Source organism: Labilithrix sp. (assembly GCA_019637155.1).
In the GTDB taxonomy this organism is placed as follows: Bacteria; Myxococcota_A; Polyangia; order Polyangiales; family Polyangiaceae; genus Labilithrix.
This window is the reverse complement of sequence record JAHBWE010000015.1, coordinates 240,292-259,074: the sequence shown is the minus strand read 5'-3', so window position 1 is coordinate 259,074 and position 18,783 is coordinate 240,292. Positions and strand designations below refer to the sequence as shown.

At 70.3% G+C, this 18,783-nt stretch carries 16 protein-coding genes; 12 read left to right on the top strand and 4 right to left on the bottom strand.

Going from position 1 to position 18,783, the window contains the following annotated elements; genetic code table 11:
- The first annotated feature begins 10 nt into the window (after positions 1 to 10).
- Positions 11 to 643 (top strand): hypothetical protein, encoded by a 633-nt coding sequence (locus KF837_30455; GenBank protein ID MBX3231685.1) that lies wholly within the window; start codon positions 11 to 13, stop codon positions 641 to 643.
- Positions 644 to 648: 5 nt separating this feature from the next.
- Here KF837_30455 and KF837_30450 read toward each other — a convergent pair whose 3' ends face one another.
- Complete coding sequence (locus tag KF837_30450) at positions 649 to 1,422, bottom strand: hypothetical protein (protein ID MBX3231684.1); 774 nt, start codon at positions 1,420 to 1,422, stop codon at positions 649 to 651.
- 30 nt (positions 1,423 to 1,452) lie between these two features.
- On the bottom strand, positions 1,453 to 5,076 hold the full coding sequence (smc, locus tag KF837_30445; GenBank protein ID MBX3231683.1) for a chromosome segregation protein SMC: 3,624 nt from the start codon (positions 5,074 to 5,076) through the stop codon (positions 1,453 to 1,455).
- 152 nt (positions 5,077 to 5,228) lie between these two features.
- Here smc and KF837_30440 point away from each other — a divergent pair, with 152 nt between their 5' ends.
- Entirely contained in the window at positions 5,229 to 5,537 is a 309-nt protein-coding gene (locus KF837_30440; protein MBX3231682.1) for a zinc ribbon domain-containing protein, read from the top strand.
- Positions 5,538 to 5,865: 328 nt separating this feature from the next.
- On the opposite strand, the gene KF837_30435 is transcribed toward KF837_30440, so the two are convergent.
- Entirely contained in the window at positions 5,866 to 6,372 is a 507-nt protein-coding gene (locus KF837_30435; GenBank protein ID MBX3231681.1) for a hypothetical protein, read from the bottom strand.
- A gap of 23 nt (positions 6,373 to 6,395) precedes the next feature.
- Between KF837_30435 and KF837_30430 the strand changes: the two genes are divergently transcribed.
- The 7 genes from KF837_30430 (at position 6,396) to KF837_30400 (ending at position 15,048) form a co-directional block, all read left to right on the top strand.
- Positions 6,396 to 7,466 carry a chorismate mutase gene (locus tag KF837_30430; GenBank protein MBX3231680.1) on the top strand — a complete coding sequence of 357 codons (1,071 nt, stop codon included), beginning with the start codon at positions 6,396 to 6,398 and terminating at the stop codon, positions 7,464 to 7,466.
- Between the two features lie 42 nt (positions 7,467 to 7,508).
- Positions 7,509 to 8,519, top strand: coding sequence for a hypothetical protein (locus KF837_30425; GenBank protein MBX3231679.1), 1,011 nt, complete (start codon positions 7,509 to 7,511; stop codon positions 8,517 to 8,519).
- 9 nt (positions 8,520 to 8,528) lie between these two features.
- On the top strand, positions 8,529 to 10,175 hold the full coding sequence (locus tag KF837_30420; GenBank protein MBX3231678.1) for a VCBS repeat-containing protein: 1,647 nt from the start codon (positions 8,529 to 8,531) through the stop codon (positions 10,173 to 10,175).
- Positions 10,176 to 10,186: 11 nt separating this feature from the next.
- A complete protein-coding gene (aroA, locus tag KF837_30415) occupies positions 10,187 to 11,539 on the top strand; it encodes a 3-phosphoshikimate 1-carboxyvinyltransferase (GenBank protein ID MBX3231677.1) in 1,353 nt (450 codons plus the stop codon).
- Between the two features lie 15 nt (positions 11,540 to 11,554).
- A complete protein-coding gene (cmk, locus tag KF837_30410) occupies positions 11,555 to 12,262 on the top strand; it encodes a (d)CMP kinase (protein MBX3231676.1) in 708 nt (235 codons plus the stop codon).
- The gene (locus KF837_30405; protein MBX3231675.1) at positions 12,259 to 13,176 is read left to right on the top strand and encodes a hypothetical protein; all 918 of its coding nucleotides are present in this window, start codon (positions 12,259 to 12,261) and stop codon (positions 13,174 to 13,176) included. Before cmk ends, KF837_30405 begins: the two co-directional genes overlap by 4 nt.
- Before the next feature lie 99 nt (positions 13,177 to 13,275).
- Positions 13,276 to 15,048, top strand: coding sequence for a 30S ribosomal protein S1 (locus tag KF837_30400; protein ID MBX3231674.1), 1,773 nt, complete (start codon positions 13,276 to 13,278; stop codon positions 15,046 to 15,048).
- Between the two features lie 63 nt (positions 15,049 to 15,111).
- Here the strand turns inward: KF837_30400 and KF837_30395 are convergent, their stop codons facing one another.
- Positions 15,112 to 15,924: an isocitrate lyase/phosphoenolpyruvate mutase family protein gene (locus KF837_30395; GenBank protein MBX3231673.1), complete on the bottom strand. Its 813-nt coding sequence runs from the start codon at positions 15,922 to 15,924 to the stop codon at positions 15,112 to 15,114.
- Positions 15,925 to 15,991: 67 nt separating this feature from the next.
- Here KF837_30395 and KF837_30390 point away from each other — a divergent pair, with 67 nt between their 5' ends.
- Genes KF837_30390 through KF837_30380 form a run of 3 tightly spaced genes read left to right on the top strand, consistent with a single transcriptional unit; the run spans position 15,992 to position 18,754 of the window.
- On the top strand, positions 15,992 to 16,510 hold the full coding sequence (locus tag KF837_30390) for an HIT domain-containing protein (protein ID MBX3231672.1): 519 nt from the start codon (positions 15,992 to 15,994) through the stop codon (positions 16,508 to 16,510).
- A 3-nt stretch (positions 16,511 to 16,513) separates the two neighbouring features.
- Complete coding sequence (locus KF837_30385; protein MBX3231671.1) at positions 16,514 to 17,785, top strand: AI-2E family transporter; 1,272 nt, start codon at positions 16,514 to 16,516, stop codon at positions 17,783 to 17,785.
- A gap of 9 nt (positions 17,786 to 17,794) precedes the next feature.
- On the top strand, positions 17,795 to 18,754 hold the full coding sequence (locus KF837_30380) for a hypothetical protein (protein MBX3231670.1): 960 nt from the start codon (positions 17,795 to 17,797) through the stop codon (positions 18,752 to 18,754).
- Positions 18,755 to 18,783: the final 29 nt, after the last annotated feature.

Here is an 18,783-nt window from a genome sequence, read left to right as displayed (position 1 = left end):
CTATTTGGGCATGGCGCGCACCACGACCCTCTTCGTCGCGACGGACGAGCAGCTCGTCCGCCTCTTCGCAGCCGTCCGTCACTCGCTCGATCAGCCGATCACGACGGTGAAGAAGAACCCGATCCTGCGTCAGGTCCACGGCACGGAGTCGTGGGACCCTGGCGCGGACGACGAGGAGGCGGCGATCTCGACGCGCAGCGGCGCGGCCGCGATCCCCTCCATCTACGCGGCCGGCGGCGCGGAGCCGATCGAGCCGATCATGATCCCGGAGTCGAAGGTCGATCGCGTGCTCGAGGAGACCGCGCCGCTCCGCCTCCGCGCGCTGCCGCACGCGGCGGTGCTCGGCATCACCGCGCTCGAGCTCGAGACGCTGAGCGTCGTGCTCCTCGGCGACAAGAAGCCGCCCGCGCGCATCGTCGAAACGGAGTCGGACGACGGCTTCGTCGACGGGCTGCCGAGCGAGGCGCTGATGCCGCTCGCGCTCCTCGACGCGGCCAAGCTCGACGACGTGACCGAGCGCTGGAACGCGCTCCTCAAGCTGACGCACCGCAAGGCCGATCGCGCCTCGCTCCTCGTCCTGCGCGAGCTCGCGCGCGAAGCGATCGCCTGCGGCGGCCACGTGTTCACGCACATGCCGAGCTGACGCGATCAGCGCACGTCGTAGACGACGTTGTCGAAGAGCGTGTGCGCCGCCGTCGTCGGGCTGACGTAGACGCCGAAGTCGAGGTGGAGCTCGTCGTCGCGGGTCGTGGGGAGCTTTGGGGTCTCTACGAATCGAGAGGCCCCGTTCTGGAAGACCTCGATCCGCGGATGCTCGTTCGACCAGTCGATGCTCACCTTGAGCCTCGTCCAGCTCGTGAGCGCGACGGGGTCATCCGAATGGCGCCGGGCGTGCGACGGATTTACCGCGAGATGGAGGCGACCGTCTTGGTAGCCGACGTTGATCTGCGACGGCGGCTGGGTGCGGAAATGGAGGACGGCAAAGAACTGCGCGTCGTCGTTGGTCGGTGTCTGGAGGAGCTTCACGTCGAAGCTCAGCTCCACGTGCTCGGCGCGGATCGGCGCGAAGTGCTTCAACTGCACCGACGGGTTGTGCTCGGAGTTGCCCTCGAGCTTCGCCTCGAGCACGTGCTGGCTCGGATCGTCCGGGCTCTCTACGACGGTGATGGATCCGGACTCGCTCCCTTCCATGTCCGACCAGCGGGACGTTCCTCCGCTCTCGAAGTCGTCGCAGAGCGTGTGCTTCGCGGCGCAGAGCGCGCTCGAGGGCTCGCCGCCGTCGGGGGCGGCGGCGCCGCCGTCGGGGGCGGGCGGAGTCGTGGAGGACGTCGGTGCCGGCGGCGCGGGCGCGGGCGCGGGCTCGGCGCCGAACGCCGTGCAGCCCCCGAGGGCGAGGAGAAGGAGCGATCTCTGCGCGCGCAACGAGCGCGAGCGTAGCATCGGCCGACGCCGTCAGGCGACGGCGGTGGTCGGGACCTTCCCCGTCGTGGTCTTGCCCGCGAGCGCGGCCTCGCTGACCTTCACGCTGACGAGGCGGCTCACGCCGGGCTCGCCCATCGTGACGCCGTGCAGGATGTCGACCATCTGCATCGTCTTCTTGATGTGCGTGATGAGGATGAACTGCGAGCGATCGGTCATCTCGCGGATCGCCTCGCAGTAGCGGCCGACGTTCGCCTCGTCGAGCGGGGCGTCGACCTCGTCGAGGATGCAGAACGGCGAGGGGCGGATGCTGAAGATCGCGAAGATGAGGGAGACCGCGGTGAGCGCCTTCTCGCCGCCGCTCATCAGCTCGATGCTCGCGAGCTTCTTGCCCGGCGGCTGCGCGATGATGTCGATGCCGGTCTCGAGCATGTCCTCCGGGTTGGTGAGTCGCAGCTCCGCGCGGCCGCCGCGGAACATGGTCGGGAAGAGCTTCTGGAAGCGCTCGTTCACCGCGGTGAAGGTGTCGGTGAACATCTTCTTCGACTCGCGGTTCATCTGCTGGATCGCGCGCTCGAGATCGGCGAGCGCCTTGTCGAGGTCCTGCTTCTGCGTCGTGTAGAACGCGTACCGCTTCTCCGCCTCTTCGTACTCGCGCGTGGCGTCGAGGTTGACGGAGCCCATGCGGTCGATGAGGCCCGAGAGCTCCGCGATGCGCGCGCGGCTCTCGGGATCGGGCGGCGGACGCAGGTGGTAGTCGCCGACCACGCGCGCGAGGTCGAGGCCGCGGAACTTCTCGCGCACGCCGGCGAGGAGGTGCTCCATCGCGAGCTCGCGTTCGCGGAGCGCCATCTCGTGCTGGCCGAGCGCGGCGCGCGTCTCGTCGGCGCGGGTGCGGAGGTCCTTGAGGCCCGCCTCGCGCTCGCCGAGGTCGGCGCGGAAGCGCTCGAAGGTGCCGCGCGCCTCGGTGAGCATGTCTTGCGCCGCCTTCGCCGCGGCGAGCGCGGTCTCGCGCTGCTCCTTGTGCTTGAGGAGCGTGGCCGCCGTCGCGCCGAGCTCGCGCGCGCCTTCGAAGAGCTCCGCCTCGAGGCGCTGGGAGCGCTCCGTCAGCGCGAGCTCGCTCTGCGCGAGGCGCTGCAGCGTCGTTCGTGAAGCGGCGAGCTTCTCGCGCGCGCCGGCGAGGGCGACCTTGCGCTCCATCAGGTTCGCTTGCTGCGCCTTCGCTTGCTCGCGCCACTCCGTCGCGCTCGTCTCCGCCTCGCCGATGCGCGTCTCGAGGCCGGCGAGCCCCTCGCGCGCCTGATCGAGCGCGCTCTGCGCCTCGCCGCGCTCGGCGTCGGCGGTCGCGATCTTCGCGTGGAGCTCGGCGAGCTCGGCCGCGAGCTCGGCGACGCGCCCGGTGTGCTGCGCCGCCTCCGCCTCCGCGTTCTTCAGGTCCTTCTCGGCGTGGACGAGCGCGAGCTCGTCCTGATGCGCCTGCTGCCGCGCGCGCTCGAGCGCGCCCTGCGTCTCGCCGATCTGCGTGCGCAGGGTCTGGTGGTGCGCGAGGCGATCGGCGACGAGGGCCTCGAGGCGAAGGACCTCGTCGGTGAGCTCGCGCATCTCGCGGCGCACGTCGAGCATGTGCGCGCCGGCCTCGCCGTTGCCGCCCGACACGCGACCGTCGGCGTGGAACACGGTGCCGTCGCGCGTGACGACCTCGACGTCGGCGCGGGTTTCGGCGCGGAAGGCGAGGGCGGCGTCGACGTCGGCGACGACGACGGTGTCGCCGATGACCGCGCGCACGAGCGCCTCGTCCTCGGGCGCGTAGCGGAGGTGATCGACGAGGCGGAGCGCGCCTTCGCCTCCCTCGCCGTCGCCGTCGCCGTCGCCGGGGAGTCTCGCGCTGCGCCCGGCGACGAACGCGGGATGACGCGCGACGATCGTGGCGCGTCCCTTGTTCTTCGTCGCGAGGTCGGCGAGGAGCGCGACGCCGCGCTCGAGGTCCTCGACGACGACGTCCTCGAGGTGGCTCCCGAGGAGGCCGGCGAGGGCGGGGGTGAGCTCGACCGGGGCCTCGACGCGGTCGGCGAGGAGGCCGGCGAGGGTCTCGCTCTTCGTCTCGATGAGCGCCTTCGCGCCGGCGCCGACGCCCTCGTTGCGCGCGTGCATCTCGGAGAGCGCGTGCAGGCGCGAGCGCTTCTTGCTCGCCTCCGCCTTCGCCTCGTCGAGGAGCCGCTCGCTCTCGGCGATCTCGTGGCGGAGCTCGCCGAGGCGGACCTCCATCTGCGCGCGGTCCTCCTCGGTCGTGACCTTCCCCGAGGTGAGGTCTTCGACCGCGAGCCAGAGCTGCTCCATGCGCGCCTCGAGCTCGAGGAGCGATCCCTCCCGCTGCTCGCGCTCGCCGGAGATGCGCTCCTCGCGGTGGACGAGGTCCTCCTTGCGGCGATCAAAGCCTTCGAGCTTGGCCTCGCTCGCGGCGATGGCCTCGCGCGCCTGGCTGATGACCTGACGCAGCTCGACGACGACGCGCTCGGCGTCCTCGCTCTCGGTCGAGAGCGTCGCGAGCTTCTCCTCCTCCGCCGCGACCGCGTTCGCGACGCCGGTCTCGCCCTCTTCGAGGATCGCGATGTCGGCGTCCACCGCCGCTCGCTCCGTCGCGAGCGTGCCGGCCTGCTCCGCGATCTCGGCGAGCTCGCCCTCGGCCTGCGTCTCGCGGCGGCGGAGCGCGTCGATGCGGTCCTTCGCGCGCTCGATCGCGGCCTCCTCCGCGCGCGCCTCGTTGTCGGCGGCGAACGCGGCGGTGTTGGCTTGCTCGAGCGCCTCCTCGGCGTTGTGCGCGTCCTGGCGCGCGGCGTCGAGCTCGCCCTCGCGCGCGGCGAGCGTGTTCCTCGCCTCGTCGGCCTCGAGGCCGAGGCGCTCGACCTCGTTCGACTCGAGCATGATCCAGCCGCGGAGCTCGAGCCACTTCTGCGCGGAGTCGTGGAGCTGGAGGTCCTCGAGCTCGCCGCGGTACGCGATGTAGCGCTCCGCCTTCGCGGCCTGCCGCTTCAGCGAGCCGAGGCTCCGTTCGAGCTCGCCGATGATGTCGCCGACGCGAAGCAGGTTCTGCTGCGTGAGCTCCATCTTGCGCTCGGCCTGCTTCTTCCGGCTCTTGAACTTCGTGATGCCGGCGGCCTCTTCGATGAGGAGGCGCCGGTCCTCCGGCTTCGCGCTGACGATGAGGCCGATCTTGCCCTGCTCGACGATCGAGTACGCCTTCGTGCCGACGCCGGTGCCGAGGAACAGATCGGTGATGTCCTTCAGGCGAACGGGCGTCTTGTTGATCAGGTACTCGCTGTCGCCGCTGCGATGCAGCCGCCGCGTCACCGCGATCTCGGCGTAGTCTTTGTACTCGAGCGGCATGTCGCCCGGATCGTCGTTCTCGAAGGTGAGGGTGACCTCGGCGAAGTCGGCCGGGGTCCGCGACTCGGAGCCGTTGAAGATGACGTCTTCCATGCTCCGGCCGCGGAGGTGCTTGGCGCTCTGTTCGCCCATGCACCAGCGGATGGCGTCGACGATGTTCGACTTCCCACACCCGTTCGGGCCGACGATGCCCATGATCTCGTGCTCGAAGCTCACGACCGTGCGGTCGACGAAAGACTTGAAACCCTGGAGCTCGAGGCGTTTGATCTTCATCGGTTAGCACCGTTCGCTGACCCTATGAAGGACGTCATGTCACTTCACATAGTGTCAATGTTCAGTAGTGGATACCCCTGAACGCCTGCACCCGCAAGAGCGTTCAGCGCCCTTGACGCCGCGCCCGCGAAGAGACAAGAGATTCCGCCGAGATGCCGACCTACGAGTACGTCTGCACGAGCTGCGGCAACGCCTGGGAGGAGATGCAGAAGATCTCCGAGGACCCGATCCAGGTCTGCCCGAAGTGCAGTCAGTCCACTGCGAAGCGCCAGATCAGCGGCGGCAACTTCATCCTGAAGGGCGGCGGCTGGTACGCCGACCTGTACTCCTCGACGAAGAAGAGCAGCGGCAGCAGCGACGCCGCGAAGAGCGAAGGCACCTCGACACCGACCTCGGAGTCGAAGACCGAGTCAAAGCCAGACCCCAAGCCAACCGCTCCCGCGAAGCCCGACACGAAGTAGCGCACGCCGCAGCGCCCGAACCACAGCGCCCTTCCGCCTCCGCCACGATCGACGCCACGCCAACGATGCCGCGCCGCACGGCTCGCTCCGCATTGCCGACCGCCGTGACGCCGGCGCTGCTGCTTCGGTCCACGTCGCTGAAGCGCAGCGCCTCCGCTGACGTCGGCGCAGCTCGCTTCGCGTTGTCGAAGTGCAGCGCTCCGTCGAGGGGGATGGTGCGGGGGCTGGGGTGTGGGCGTGATGTGGAGCGGAAAGGCTGATCCTCGCGACGCCGCATACCGAAGGCGTTGCGGCGGGCTGGAGAGTCGTGCGCGCCTTATAAATGACTTCAATGCGGGGGTTGGGGCGCTTGAATGCGTTGGTCGTGCAGGAGATGGCGGAGGGCGGGCTCGGGGATGCAGAGGTCGTCGGCGGCGCGGGCGTAGACGAGGTCCATGACGCGGCCGCGGGGAGGGGACGCGACCGCCTCGAGGTCGGTGGCGAAGAGCGCGGCTTCGGGGTCGAGGGTCGGGAGCGCGCGCCGGAACGCCGCCTCGTCGGGGACGTGGTCGGAGAGCCAGCGCTTCGTCGCGAGGACGCCGCGCGCGTAGCGGTGGAACGTGTGCTCGGCGATCATCCAGCCCTCGATGCGCGCCGGATCGGCCTCCGCCGCCCGGAGCGCGAGGATGCGGTGCGCGATCTCGTCGATCGGGAGTCGATCGAGCTCGCGCAGCGCGCCCGGGAACTCGGCCGCGAGGCGCTGCAGCGCGGGCCGTGGATCAGGCTCGTCCGCGCGCGCGTGCGCTTCGCGGAGCGCGCGCATCCGCTCGTACTTGTCGCGAAGGGCGGAGATCACAGGCGGTGCTATCCTTAGAGCACATGACCGACAAACGGCGTGAGGTAGAGGACCTGCGGGGGGAGATCGCGAAGATCGACGTTTCGCTCCTCGCGTCGATCGAGCGGCGCGCGAAGCTGTCGAAGCGCATCGGCGAGCTCCAGAAATCGATGACGGTGCCGCCCGGCCTGCCCGACCGCGGACAGATCGAGGCGCTCGTGACGACGGCGACGGGCGACGTCCCGCACCCCGCCCTCCGCCAGATCTTCCGCGAGATCTTCGCGTCATGCTTCGCGCTCGAGCAGCCGGTCGTCGTCTCGTACGCCGGGCTCGACGGAGGCTTCTCCCACGCCGCCGCGCGGAGCCGCTTCGGCGTCGCGGCGGAGTACCTCGGCGGCGAGACGATCGCGCGCGCGATCGACGAGGTCAGCCGCAAGCGCGCGACGTACGCCGTCATCCCGTTCGAGACGCGCGCCGACGGCGTCGTCCAGGCCACGATCGCGGCGCTCACCGACAGCGACGTGAAGATCGTCGCCGCGTTCGAGTCGATCGTGAACCTCCAGCTCGCGAGCAAGGCGTCGAGCCTCGCCGAGGTGCAGAAGGTCTACTGCATCCCGAAGGATCGCGCGCACTGCGTGAAGTTCCTCGCGAACGAGATGTCCGGCGCCGACGTGCAGGACGTGAAGACCGCCTACGCCGCGTGCCAGCTCGCGGCCGCCGACCCGCGCGCGGCCGCCCTCGTGCACGAGGGCTTCACCGCGGACTTCTCGCTCGAGGTCATCAAGCGCAACGTGCGCGACGACGGCGACGAGCGCGTCCGCTACGCGATCATCGGCAACCGCCCGCCGAGCCGCACCGGCAAGGACCTCACCGCGATCATCGTCGCGCTGCAGGATGCGCCGGGCGCGCTCCACGAGATCGTGAAGCAGTTCGCCGAGCGCGGCGTGAACCTGACCAAGGTCCAGTCGCGACCGATCCAGGACGAGAGCTGGCAGTACCACCTCTTCATGGAGATCCAGGGGCACCCGACCGACCGCCCGGTGGTGGGGGCGCTCGAGGACGTGCGCCGGCAGGCGAAGTTCTTCAAGGTCCTCGGCTCGTACCAGCTCGGGTGACGCCCCCGCCGCGAAGGCGAGCGTGATAGAGTCCGCGCGTTCATGCTCAAGCGCGGACTTCCCCTCCTCCTCGTCGGTCTCTCTGTCCTCGCGGCGTGCGGTGACAAGCCGGACGCCAAGACGCCGGTCACCACCGCGAGCCCCGCGCTGGACGACGCGCTCGCGCTCCTCCCCGCGAACGCGATCATGGTCGGGACGGTCGACGCGCGCGCGTTCTTCGGGAGCGAGACGTTCGGCGCCGATCTCTCGAAGCTGATCGAGACGTACATGCCGCTCGGGGCCGAGGCCGGCTTCACCGCGTCGAAGGACGTCGATCGCATCACCTTCGCGAGCTACGCGTACCAGGGCGTCGACGCGGCCGCGGTCGTCGTCGGCCGCTTCGACGAGGCGAAGATCAAGCAGGCGGTGACGGCGCAGACGCAGACGAAGGGCGGCGGCTACCTCGTCGCGTCGCAGTACGCCGGCCGCGACGTGTACACGCTGAACAACATCGGCTTCACGATCCTCTCGCCGACGCGCGTGGTCGCCGGCACCGAGAGCGGCATCCGCCGCGTGCTCGAGCGGATCAAGGATAACCGGGTAAAGCGTGACATCCCGCAGTGGATGCTCGAGACCGTCGAGTCGCCGGGCGCGGCGGCGGCGGTGGCGGCGGACTTCGCGACGCAGCCGATCCCGCCCGACGTCGTGCAGAAGTACCCCGTGCAGTTCGTGAAGGACATGAAGGGCCTCCGTGGCCTCGTGTCGTTCAAGAGCCCCGGCATGCAGATCGCCGGCAGCCTCACGTACCCCGACGCCGCCTCCGCGACCGCGAACGCGGAGCACGTGAAGTCGGCGACGAGCTACCTGAAGCTCCTCTCCCTCGTCGGCGTCCAGGTGAAGGGCCTCGACGTGAAGGCGGAGCAGAGCGACGTGCAGGTGAAGCTCGAGATCGACGACCTGACGCTCCGCGGCGTGCTCGCGGCCGTCCCGCAGTGGATCGGCCCGCCTCCGCGCTCGTCGGCCCCACCGCCGGCGCCGGCACCTGCACCTGCGCCCGCGCCGCCGTCGAAGTAAGCTATCGGCATGCGGAGAGCGTTTTGGCTCGTCCTCGGCGGAGCGCTCGCGTGCGGGAGCGACGACGCCGGTGGGGGTGGTCCGAGTGGAACGGGCGCGCCGACCGGCGACGGCGGGAGCGCTGCGCCGGTCGCGCCGAGCTGCGCGGCGGCGGGCGGGAGCGCCGAGGTCGCGGCTCCGACGCTGCTCCGCAAGCTCGTCGACGAGCGCGGCGCGGAGGGCTGGCTCGGCTCCCCCGCGATCGCGGACCTCGACGGCGACGGCAAGCCCGAGACGATCGTCGCGCGCGGCGGCCGCGTCGTCGTGTGGCGCGCCGACGGCACGCGCGCCTTCACGGTCGGCTCCGACAAGGACCGCATCTGGGCGAGCCCGATCGTCGCGAACTTCACCGGCGACGCGAAGCTCGAGATCGCCTTCGCGGCGCGCGATCAGGCCTACCTCGTCGACGCGAGCGGCGCCGCGGTGCCGGGGTTCCCGCAGAAGTTCGGGACCGCGGAGACGCGCACCGTCGCGGCGGGGGACCTCGACGGCGACGGCGCGCTCGACCTCGTCGTCGGCGTGCGCAACGACAAGGACATCGTCCACGCGTACCACGCGAACGGCACGCCGGTGCCGGGCTTCCCACCGGTCGCGAGCGGCGCCGCGGGCTGCGATCCGGGGCCGTGTTACTTCGCGGGCCTCTACGATCAGAACCTCGCGATCGGCGCGCTCGACGGCGACGCGAAGCAGGACCTCGTCGTGCCGCACGACAACGCGTACGCGAGCTTCTTCCACGGCTCCGGCGCGGCGATGGACGCGAACCCGATGTTCCGGAAGCGCCCGAAGACGCCGGGCGTGCGCTACCTCCACGACCTCCCGCTCGCGCAGCAGGGCTTCGCCGACGACGAGGCGACGAGCGACCAGGCGCACTTCACGAACACGCCGCCCGCGATCGCCGACATCGACAAGGATGGCACGCCCGAGATCATCATGGTCGGAAGCGTGCAGAATGCATCGCAGGACGATCGCCTCCGCGGCGTCGCGCTCTGGGTGGTGAAGCCGGACGCCTCGCGGCCCGCGGGCTGGGAGACGCCGTTCCACGTCCCGGCCTACGTGATGGGCCTGAACGACGGCTTCAGCCCGAAGCTCGGCGACGACGCGGTCGCCGGGGCGGGGAACCTCGTCGGCCTCACGAACCAGGTCACGGTCGCGGACGTCGACGCGGCGGTCCCCGGCCTCGAGCTGATCTTCGCGGGCTTCGACGGCAAGATCCACGCGGTGAGCGCGGCGAAGACGGAGCTGTGGTCGTTCGCGTACGCCGAGGACGGCCGCGCGCTCACGCCGGGCGTCGTCGTCGCGGACCTCTCCGCCGACGGCGTGCCCGAGATCGTCTTCGCGACGTACACGCCGGACGAGGGCGCGGGCGCGCTCTACGTCCTCTCCGCGCAGGGCGCACAGCTCCACAAAGTGCCGCTTCCGGAGCGAGGCTCGATGGCGGTCCCGACCATCGGCGACGCCGACGGCGACGGCGCGCTCGACATCGTCGTGTCGCTCAAGGACGAATACGCGTCGACGAAGGATCCCGTTCACGTGTTCACGGTGCCCGGCTCGAAGCCGAACTGCCTCTTGTGGCCGACTGGTCGTGCGAACTTCCTCCGCAACGGCTGGGTGCGCTAGATCACGACGCCGTGAGCACCCTCGTCGTCCATCCGCTCGCCGGCACGCCGCTCGTCGGGAGCGTGCCGGTCCCCAGCGACAAGAGCATCGGTCATCGCGCGCTCCTCTTCGCGTCGCTCTGCGAGGGCGAGTCCGAGATCCGGCAGTTTTCGCACGGTGAGGACAACGTCTCGACCGCGAGCTGCATGCGCGCGATGGGCGCGACGGTGACCGACGTCGACGCGACGACGCTGCGCGTTCGGGGCACCGGCCTCTTCGGCCTCCGCGCGCCGGCGGAGGACCTCGACTGCGGGAACTCCGGCACGACGATGCGCCTCCTCACCGGCATCCTCGCGGCGCAGCCGTTCGCGTCGCGGCTCGTCGGCGACGCCTCGCTCACGCGCCGGCCGATGATGCGCGTGGTGGGCCCGCTCCGCGCGCGCGGCGCCGTCATCGACGGCGTCCCGCACCCGAAGAAGGAGGGCGACCTCACGCCGCCGCTCGTGGTGGGCCCGCTGCCGGACGGCACGTACCTGAAGGAGATCGAGTACGAGAGCCCGGTCGCGAGCGCGCAGGTGAAGAGCGCGATCCTGCTCTCCGGCCTCTACGCGCACGGCACGACGTGGTTCAAGGAGCCCACGCTCTCGCGCGACCACACCGAGCGGATGATGCACGCGCTCGGCGTGCCGCTGAAGACGGTCGCGACCGCGGTGGAGCTCGATCCGGCGGGGTGGAGCGGGAAGATGGAGGGCTTCTCGATCGACATCCCCGGCGACGCGTCCGCCGCGGCGTTCCTCGTCGTCGCCGCGCAGATCACGCCCGGGTCGCGCGTCACCGTGCGCGGGGTCGGGGCGAACCCGACCCGGACGGGGCTCCTCGAGATCGTGCGCCTGATGGGCGGCGGGATCGAGGTCGTGCCGCAGGGCGAGCAGGCGGGCGAGCCCGTCGCCGAGATCACGTCGTGGCCAGAGGGCCTCCGCGGCACGCTCGTCGGCGGCGAGATCGTGCCGCGCGCGATCGACGAGATCCCGATCGCGTGCGCGCTCGCGGTCCGCGCGACGGGGGAGACGACGATCCGCGACGCGGAGGAGCTGCGCGTGAAGGAGAGCGATCGCGTCGCGACGATGGTCCACGTGCTGCGCGCGTTCGGCGTCGACTGCGAGGAGCTCTCCGACGGGATGGTCATTCGCGGCAGGGAAGGAGCGCTCACGCCGGCGAGCCTCGAGAGCAAGGGCGACCACCGCATCGCGATGACGGCGGCGGTGCTCGCGCTCCACGCGAGCGGACCGACGCGCATCGCGGACGCGGACTGCATCGCGACGAGCTTCCCCCGCTTCGTCGGCACGCTGCGCGCGCTCGGGGCGCGCATCGACGTCGAATCGTGATAGGAACCTCCTGTCATGGCCGAGCGGACCCGACCCATCGTCGCGATCGACGGCCCCGCCGGGGCGGGGAAGAGCACGGTCGCGCGCCGCCTCGCCGACGCGCTCGGGTACGTCCTCGTCGACACCGGCGCGATGTACCGCGCGGTCGCGCTCGCGGCGACGCGCGCGGGCACGCCGTGGAACGACGGCGCCCAGGTCGCGGGCCTCGCGCGCGGCATCATCGGCGATCGCGCGCTCGCGTTCGAGCGCGACGCGACGCTCGGCGTCCGGGTCTCCCTCCGCGGCGAGGACGTGAGCGAAGCGATCCGCACGCCGGACATCGCGCAGGGCGCGAGCACGGTGTCGGCGCACGAGGAGGTGCGCGCGGCGCTCCTCGAGCTGCAGCGCCAGACGGGCGCGGCCGGCGGCGTCGTGCTCGAGGGGCGCGACATCGGCACGGTCGTGTTCCCGAACGCGGAGGTGAAGTTCTTCCTCACCGCGAGCCCCGAGGTCCGCGCCGGCCGCCGCCACGCCGAGCTCGTCGCGAAGGGCCAGACGGTGACGTTCGAGGAGACCCTCGCCGACGTGAAGTCGCGCGACGCCCGCGACGAGGGACGCGCGATCGCGCCGCTGAAGAAGGCGGAGACCGCGGTGCTCGTCGACTCGACGTCGATGACGATCGAGGAGACGGTCGCGTTCATGCTCGAGCACGTGCGCACCGCCGAGCGCGCGCTCCAGGCATGAGGCTCGCGCGGCGCGTCGTCCTCGCCGCCGCGCTCGCGCTGCTCGGCGCGACGGCGTGCGGCGGGGGCGAAGCGAAGCCGCCGCCGCGGCAGGAGTCGGGGCCGTCGTGGACCGACATCTTCGATCGGACGCCCGACATCTACGTCGTGATCCGGCCGCAGTCGCTCAAGAAGGACAGCCTCTACGGCTCGTTCTGGCGCGCGCTCGTGGCGGCGGCGCAGGCGCGCGGCATCGCGCGCGGCGCGACGATGGTGGAGGCGGTCGAGGGAGCGCAGGACATCATCGTCGGCGTGAACCAGAGCGAGGCCGCGCTCGTGCTGAGGAGCGTGCCGGCGCGGCTCGACCCCGCGAAGGTCGCGGGCGAGGACGGCCGCCCGCTCTTCCGCAGCGTCTCGGACGAGCGGAAGAAGGTGATCGAATACGAGGTCGACGACAGGCGCGTCGCGGGAGCGGGCTCGCTCTTCGTCCTCCCGGACCGCACGTGGGTCGGCGTGCTCGGCGGCGGGCGCGACCGCGCGCGCGCGAGCTTCGCGTCGCCGGCGAACCGCCCCGCCCCGGAGACGAGCGCCACCGCGCTCGTGTCGGTCCGCCTCGGCGGCGCGTTCCTCCGTTTGTTCGAGCGGCACGCGCTCCTCGGGCCGCTCACGAAGAAGCTGACGAGCGCGACGATCGAGCTCCAGCCGGGGAGCGGCGGCGTCGTGGTCGCGCTCGCGTACGCGGAGGCCGCCGCGACCGCGTACGGCGAGATGCAGGCGAAGAAGATCGCGGCCGAGCTCGCGAAGGCGCCGGACCGCGCGTGGCTGAAAGACGCGAAGATCGCGTACGAGGGCGACGTGGTCTTCGTGCGCGTCTCGGTCCCGCCGCGCCTCCTCGAGGAGCTGCCGAAGGTGCGGGGCGAAGACCTCGGCCTTTGACAGCGCTCCGGGCCTGAGCTACTCACGCTACCCCCCAAAAGGGGAGAAGGCGGCCGTGCGTCCTGCGCGGCCGACACGAGGTTTCTTCAAAACTCATTCATGGCCAACCAAATCACCGAAACCAGCGGAGGAATGGACTCCTTCGCCGCGCTCTTCGAAGCGTCCGTCTCCGGCGGCGAGTTCGGCAAAGAGGGCGAGATCGTCCAGGGCACCGTCGTGGCGGTGCAGCGTGACAACGTCATCATCGACATCGGCGGGAAGAGCGAGGGCATGATCTCCCTCAGCGAGTTCACCGGCGCCGGTGGCGAAATCCTCGTCAAGGCGGGCGACCGCGTTGACGTCTTCATCGAGAGCCGCGAGAACGACGACGGCTTGGTCACCCTCTCCAAGGAGAAGGCTGACAAGATGAAGGTGTGGGACGAGATCTCGGGCGCGTGCGAGCGCGACGAGCTCATCGAAGGCACCATCAGCCAGCGCGTGAAGGGCGGCCTCAGCGTCACCATCAAGGGCGGCGTGAAGGCGTTCCTCCCCGGCTCTCAGGTCGACCTTCGTCCGATCCGCAACTTGGACAAGCTGATCGGCCAGACCTACCAATTCAAGGTCATCAAGTTCAACAAGAAGCGCGGCAACATCGTGCTCTCGCGTCGCGTCCTCCTCGAGAAGGAGCGCGACGAGCAGAAGACCAAGACCCTCGAGACCCTCGAGGAGGGCAAGGTCGTCCGCGGCGTGATCAAGAACATCACCGAATACGGTGCGTTCGTGGATCTCGGCGGAATCGACGGCCTCCTCCACATCACCGACATGTCCTGGGGCCGGGTCAACCACCCCGAGGAGCTCTTCAAGGTCGGCGACGAGGTCACGGTCAAGGTCCTCAAGTACAACCCGGAGACCGAGCGCGTCTCCCTCGGTCTCAAGCAGACCCAGGAAGATCCGTGGAGCCACGCCGAGGAGGCGTTCCCGCCGGGCAAGAAGGTGCACGGCAAGGTCATGTCGATCACCGACTACGGCGCGTTCGTCGAGCTCGAGCCGGGCGTCGAGGGCCTCATCCACGTCAGCGAGATGTCGTGGACGAAGAAGGTCAAGCACCCGTCGAAGCTCCTCGAGGTCGGTCAGGAGATCGACTGCCAGGTGCTCGAGGTGGACGCGAAGGCGAAGCGCATCAGCCTCGGCCTGAAGCAGCTCGAGCCCGATCCCTGGACGCTCTTCACCGAGAAGTACAGCCCGGGCGACAAGATCGGCGGCAAGGTCCGCTCGATCACCGACTACGGCGTCTTCATCGGCATCGAAGAGGGCGTCGACGGCATGGTCCACAAGAGCGACCTCTCGTGGACGGCCAAGGTCAACAACCCGGCGGACCTCTACCACAAGGGCGACGACGTCGAGGCGATCATCCTCTCGATCAACCATGACGAGAAGAAGGTCTCCCTCGGCATCAAGCAGCTCTGGGACGATCCCTGGCCGACGATCTTCTCGGAGTTCCCTCCGGGCAAGCTGGTCGACGCGAAGGTCGTCTCCCTCACGGACTACGGCATCTTCGTCCGCATCCGTGACGGCGTGGAGGGCCTGATCCCGACGAACGAGCTCATCGCCAAGAAGAACGAGGCCGGCGAAGAGTCGATCTACGACATCGGCGACACGCTCCAGGCCGAGGTCGCCAACGTCGACTCGCAGGACCGTCGTTTGACGCTCTCGATGCGCATCGGCGAGGCGGCGAACCAGCCGGCCCCGAAGCAGCAGCAGCGCCAGTCGGTCGCCCCGAAGAAGGCGGACGAGGCGGCGAAGGCCACCTCGATCGGCGAGCTCATCAAGCAGAAGCTCGGCGCCGTTGCCGTCAAGAAGGACGACGACGACGACGACGACGACGAGGGCTGACCAGCCTCGTCACGCACGAAGACGGCCGCTTCCGAGAGGAGGCGGCCGTTTTCGTTGGTGCTCTCAGCGTCGGAAGATGCCGTTCAGATCCTTGCCCGGCATGGCGGTGGAGAGGCTTGCGAAGGAGCCCTTCTTCATCTCCTCCGCCGCCGCGCGCACGGCGCCCCACGCGACGCGGGCGAGCGCGCCGCCGACGCTGACGCGGCGGACGCCGAGCGCGGCGTAGTCGGCGAGCGTGAGCGCCGGGTTCTGGGCGAGCACGTTGAGCGGCTTCGGCGCGACGGCGCGGACCATCGCCGCGATGTCGTCCTTGCTCCAGACGCCGGGCGCATACAGGCAGTCCGCGCCCGCCTCCGCGAGCGCGACGAGCTTGCTCGTGGCGGCGGAGACCGCGGTCGGGTCCGCGAGCAGTCCCTCCGTCCGGCCCACGAGCACCACCGCGGCGTCGGCCGCGTCGATCGCCGCGCGCGCGGCGCCGACGCGCTCCGCCGCGAGCGCCTTCGGATAGAGACGGCCCGCGACGCGCACGTCGGTGTCCTCGATCGAGAGGCCCGCGATGCCGGTGGCGACGGCGAGGGTGACGTTCGCGGCGACGTCCTCGGGCTCCGCCGCGAAGCCCGACTCGAAGTCGGCGTTCACCGGCACGTCCACCGCGGCGGCGATCGCGCCGACATGCGCGAGCACGTCGTCGCGCGCGACGCCGTAGTCGGGGCGCCCCGTCGACCATGCGAAGCCGCTGCTCGTCGTCGCGAGCGCTGCGAACCCCAGGTGCTGGAGCACCCGCGCGCTCCCGACGTCCCAGGGGTTCGGGATCACGAAACACCCCTCCGCATGGAGGGCACGGAACCGGGCGCGCTTGTCGGCGATGGAGCTCATCGGCTCCGCATCGTCGCACGCCGCGGGCCGATGGTGGTTTTGTCCCTGCTCGACTAAGGTGCGCCGCATGCCGACGACACCGCTCTGGGCTCCGTGGCGGATGCCCTACATCGAGGCGTCGCAGGCTCGCGACGAGGACCGCGGGTGCTTCTTCTGCGAGCACGCCGAGGACGCCGCGCGGCTCCGCGAGAACCTCGTGCTCGTCGTGCAGACGCACGCGATCGCGCTCTTGAATCGGTACCCCTTCGCGCCGTGCCACGTGCTCGTCGCGCCGCGCCGGCACGTGCCGGACCTCTCCGACCTCTCCGACGACGAGTACCACGCCGTCATGGCGCTCCTCCGCGACACCACCGTGCGCCTCCGTCGCGCGGTGAGCTGCCCCGCGATGAACGTCGGGTTCAACCTCGGCCTCCACGCCGGCGCCGGGCACGCCGAGCACTGTCACGGCCACGTCGTCCCGCGATGGCCGGGCGACACGAGCTTCATGCCGGTGCTCGCCGACGTCCGCGTCATGCCCGAGGCGCTCGACCAAACCTGGCAGAAGCTCCACGCCGCGTTCGGCGACGTCCCCGGGCTGAAGGCATAGGTCGTGGCGATTCGACGGCACACCATCTTCCTCGTGGTGAGCGCGGCGATCGCGGTCGCGATCCTCGTCGCCGCGCGCTCCGTGCTGCTGCCGTTCGTGCTCGCGCTCGTGATCGCGTACGTGCTCACGCCGGCGGTCGCGTGGGTCGAGTCGAAGCGCGTGCCGCGCGCGGTCGCGATCATCCTCGTCTACGTCGTGGTCCTCGGCGTCCTCGGCGGCTTCCTCCGGATGACGACCCCGCGCGTCCTCGCCGAGCTCGCCGGCCTCCGGCGCGAGCTCCCCACCCTCTCGAAGACGATCAAGCACGAGTGGGTGCCCGGCGCGCAGGCCCGGCTCCGCGCGATGGGCCTCGGCCCGCCGCCGCCCGAGGACCCGCGCGATCGCGACGGCGACGGCAAGGAGGACCCGCCCGCGATCGTCGCCTACGAGCGCGTCGACGGCTCCTACGCGATCGAGCTCCAGGGCCCGATCCAGGTCACCGCCGCGAAGGGCGGCGGCTACACGATCGAGCCGCTGGGAGAGTCGCGCGCCGAGCCGTTCGACCTCGATCGCGTCGTCGCCGAGGCCGCGGGGAAGAGCATCTCGTACGCGCAGCACAACGCGCTCGAGCTCGTCCGCATCGGCCGCAACATCATCGCGGGCGTGAGCCGCTTCTTCTTCGTCTTCGGCCTCACGCTCATGCTCGCCGCGTACACGATGCTCACGCGCGAGCGCATCCTCCGCTTCTTCTCGTCGCTCGTGCGGCCGAGCGCGCGCGCGTCGTGGGACGAGCTCCTCGTGCGGATCGATCGCGGCCTCTCCGGCGTCGTGCGCGGGCAGCTCCTCATCTGCCTCGTCAACGGCGTCCTCAGCGCGATCGGCTTCGCGATCGTCGGCCTCAAGTACTGGCCCGTCCTCGCGCTCGTCGCGACCGTCTTCAGCCTCGTCCCGATCTTCGGATCGATCATCAGCGCGATCCCCGCCGTCATCCTCGGGCTCACGCAGTCGGTCAGCACGGCCGTGTTCGTCCTCGCGTGGATCGTCGGCATCCACCAGCTCGAGGCGAACATCCTCAACCCGAAGATCATGGGCGACGCGGCGAAGATCCATCCGCTCCTCGTCGTGTTCTCGCTCCTCGTCGGCGAGCACTTCTTCGGCGTCGTCGGCGCGCTGCTCGCGGTCCCGGTGATGTCGATCGTGCAGAACGTCTTCCTCCACGTGAAGAAGCACGTCTACGCGTCCGATCCGGACCTCGCGCCCGAGGCGGACCTTGGCATCCCGTCGGCGCCGGGGTAGGACGCCGCCGTGGCAGAAGAGACCGAGAAAGAGGCCGAGAAGAGCCCGCCGTCGAAGTCGCTCAATGACGTGCCCGCGAAGAAGGCGAAGAAAAAGAAGAGCGCGGCGGAGGTCCAGAAGGAGCTCGCGGAGATCGGCAAGCCGGCCGAGGACAAGCCGCCGGTCGACCTCAAGAAGATCTACGTCCGCGTCGGTCTCGTCGCGCTCCTGGTCTGGATCATCGCGTTCATCATCCCCGGGCCGATCCCGAAGGCCGTCGCGGGCGTCGCCACCGTCGTCGGCATCGGCGTCATCATCTGGCTCGACCGCTACGTGAAGAAGACGCAGGCCCTCGGCGCGATCCTGAAGGGCGCCGACACCGAGGAGGGCCGAAAGGCCGCGCTCGAGAAGATCTCCACCGACTTCAAGAAGGGCGACACGCAGGCCGTGATCGCGAAGGCGCAGCTCCTCATGCAGGAGGACCCGAAGAAGGCGCTCGAGACGCTCGAGTCGATCAACGTCGACAAGGAGATCGGCCCGATCGCCGGTCAGGTCCGCGCGATGCGCGCGATGCTCCACCTCACGCTCGGCGAGACGGCGGAGGCGCGCGCGCTCGCGGACAAGCTCGAGCTCGGCAAGCAGCAGGAGCCGAAGACGCGCGTCCTCTTCGCCACGGTGGCAGGGGAGGCCTGGGCGCGGACCGGGCAGGGAAGGAAGGCCGTCGACACGCTCGACCTCTTCAACCCCGACGCGCCGGAGCACGCCGAGATGCGCGCGCAGATGTGGCGCGCCCGCGCGTTCGCTTACGCCGCGGTGAACGACACGAAGGCGATCGCCCGCGCGGTGAAGAAGCTCGCCGACATCAACCCGCACCTCCTCGGCATGTTCTTGCCGCCGCAGAAGAAGGTGCACCCGCTCCTCGAGCGCGAGGCGAAGCAGCACGTCCAGCGCCTCGGCATCGTCCAGCGCAAGATGGTCCGGCAGAAGTAGCGCGTCGTCGTTCGCGAGCGCGCGACTTT

Coding starts and splice junctions, on each gene's coding strand:
- smc (MBX3231683.1), bottom strand. CDS start 5,076: ATGAAGATCAAACGCCTCGAGCTCCAGGGTTTCAAGTCTTTCGTCGAC.
- KF837_30420 (MBX3231678.1), top strand. CDS start 8,529: ATGCGGAGAGCGTTTTGGCTCGTCCTCGGCGGAGCGCTCGCGTGCGGG.
- cmk (MBX3231676.1), top strand. CDS start 11,555: ATGGCCGAGCGGACCCGACCCATCGTCGCGATCGACGGCCCCGCCGGG.
- KF837_30405 (MBX3231675.1), top strand. CDS start 12,259: ATGAGGCTCGCGCGGCGCGTCGTCCTCGCCGCCGCGCTCGCGCTGCTC.
- KF837_30395 (MBX3231673.1), bottom strand. CDS start 15,924: ATGAGCTCCATCGCCGACAAGCGCGCCCGGTTCCGTGCCCTCCATGCG.
- KF837_30440 (MBX3231682.1), top strand. CDS start 5,229: ATGCCGACCTACGAGTACGTCTGCACGAGCTGCGGCAACGCCTGGGAG.
- KF837_30400 (MBX3231674.1), top strand. CDS start 13,276: ATGGCCAACCAAATCACCGAAACCAGCGGAGGAATGGACTCCTTCGCC.
- KF837_30455 (MBX3231685.1), top strand. CDS start 11: ATGGCGCGCACCACGACCCTCTTCGTCGCGACGGACGAGCAGCTCGTC.
- KF837_30430 (MBX3231680.1), top strand. CDS start 6,396: ATGACCGACAAACGGCGTGAGGTAGAGGACCTGCGGGGGGAGATCGCG.
- KF837_30425 (MBX3231679.1), top strand. CDS start 7,509: ATGCTCAAGCGCGGACTTCCCCTCCTCCTCGTCGGTCTCTCTGTCCTC.
- KF837_30390 (MBX3231672.1), top strand. CDS start 15,992: ATGCCGACGACACCGCTCTGGGCTCCGTGGCGGATGCCCTACATCGAG.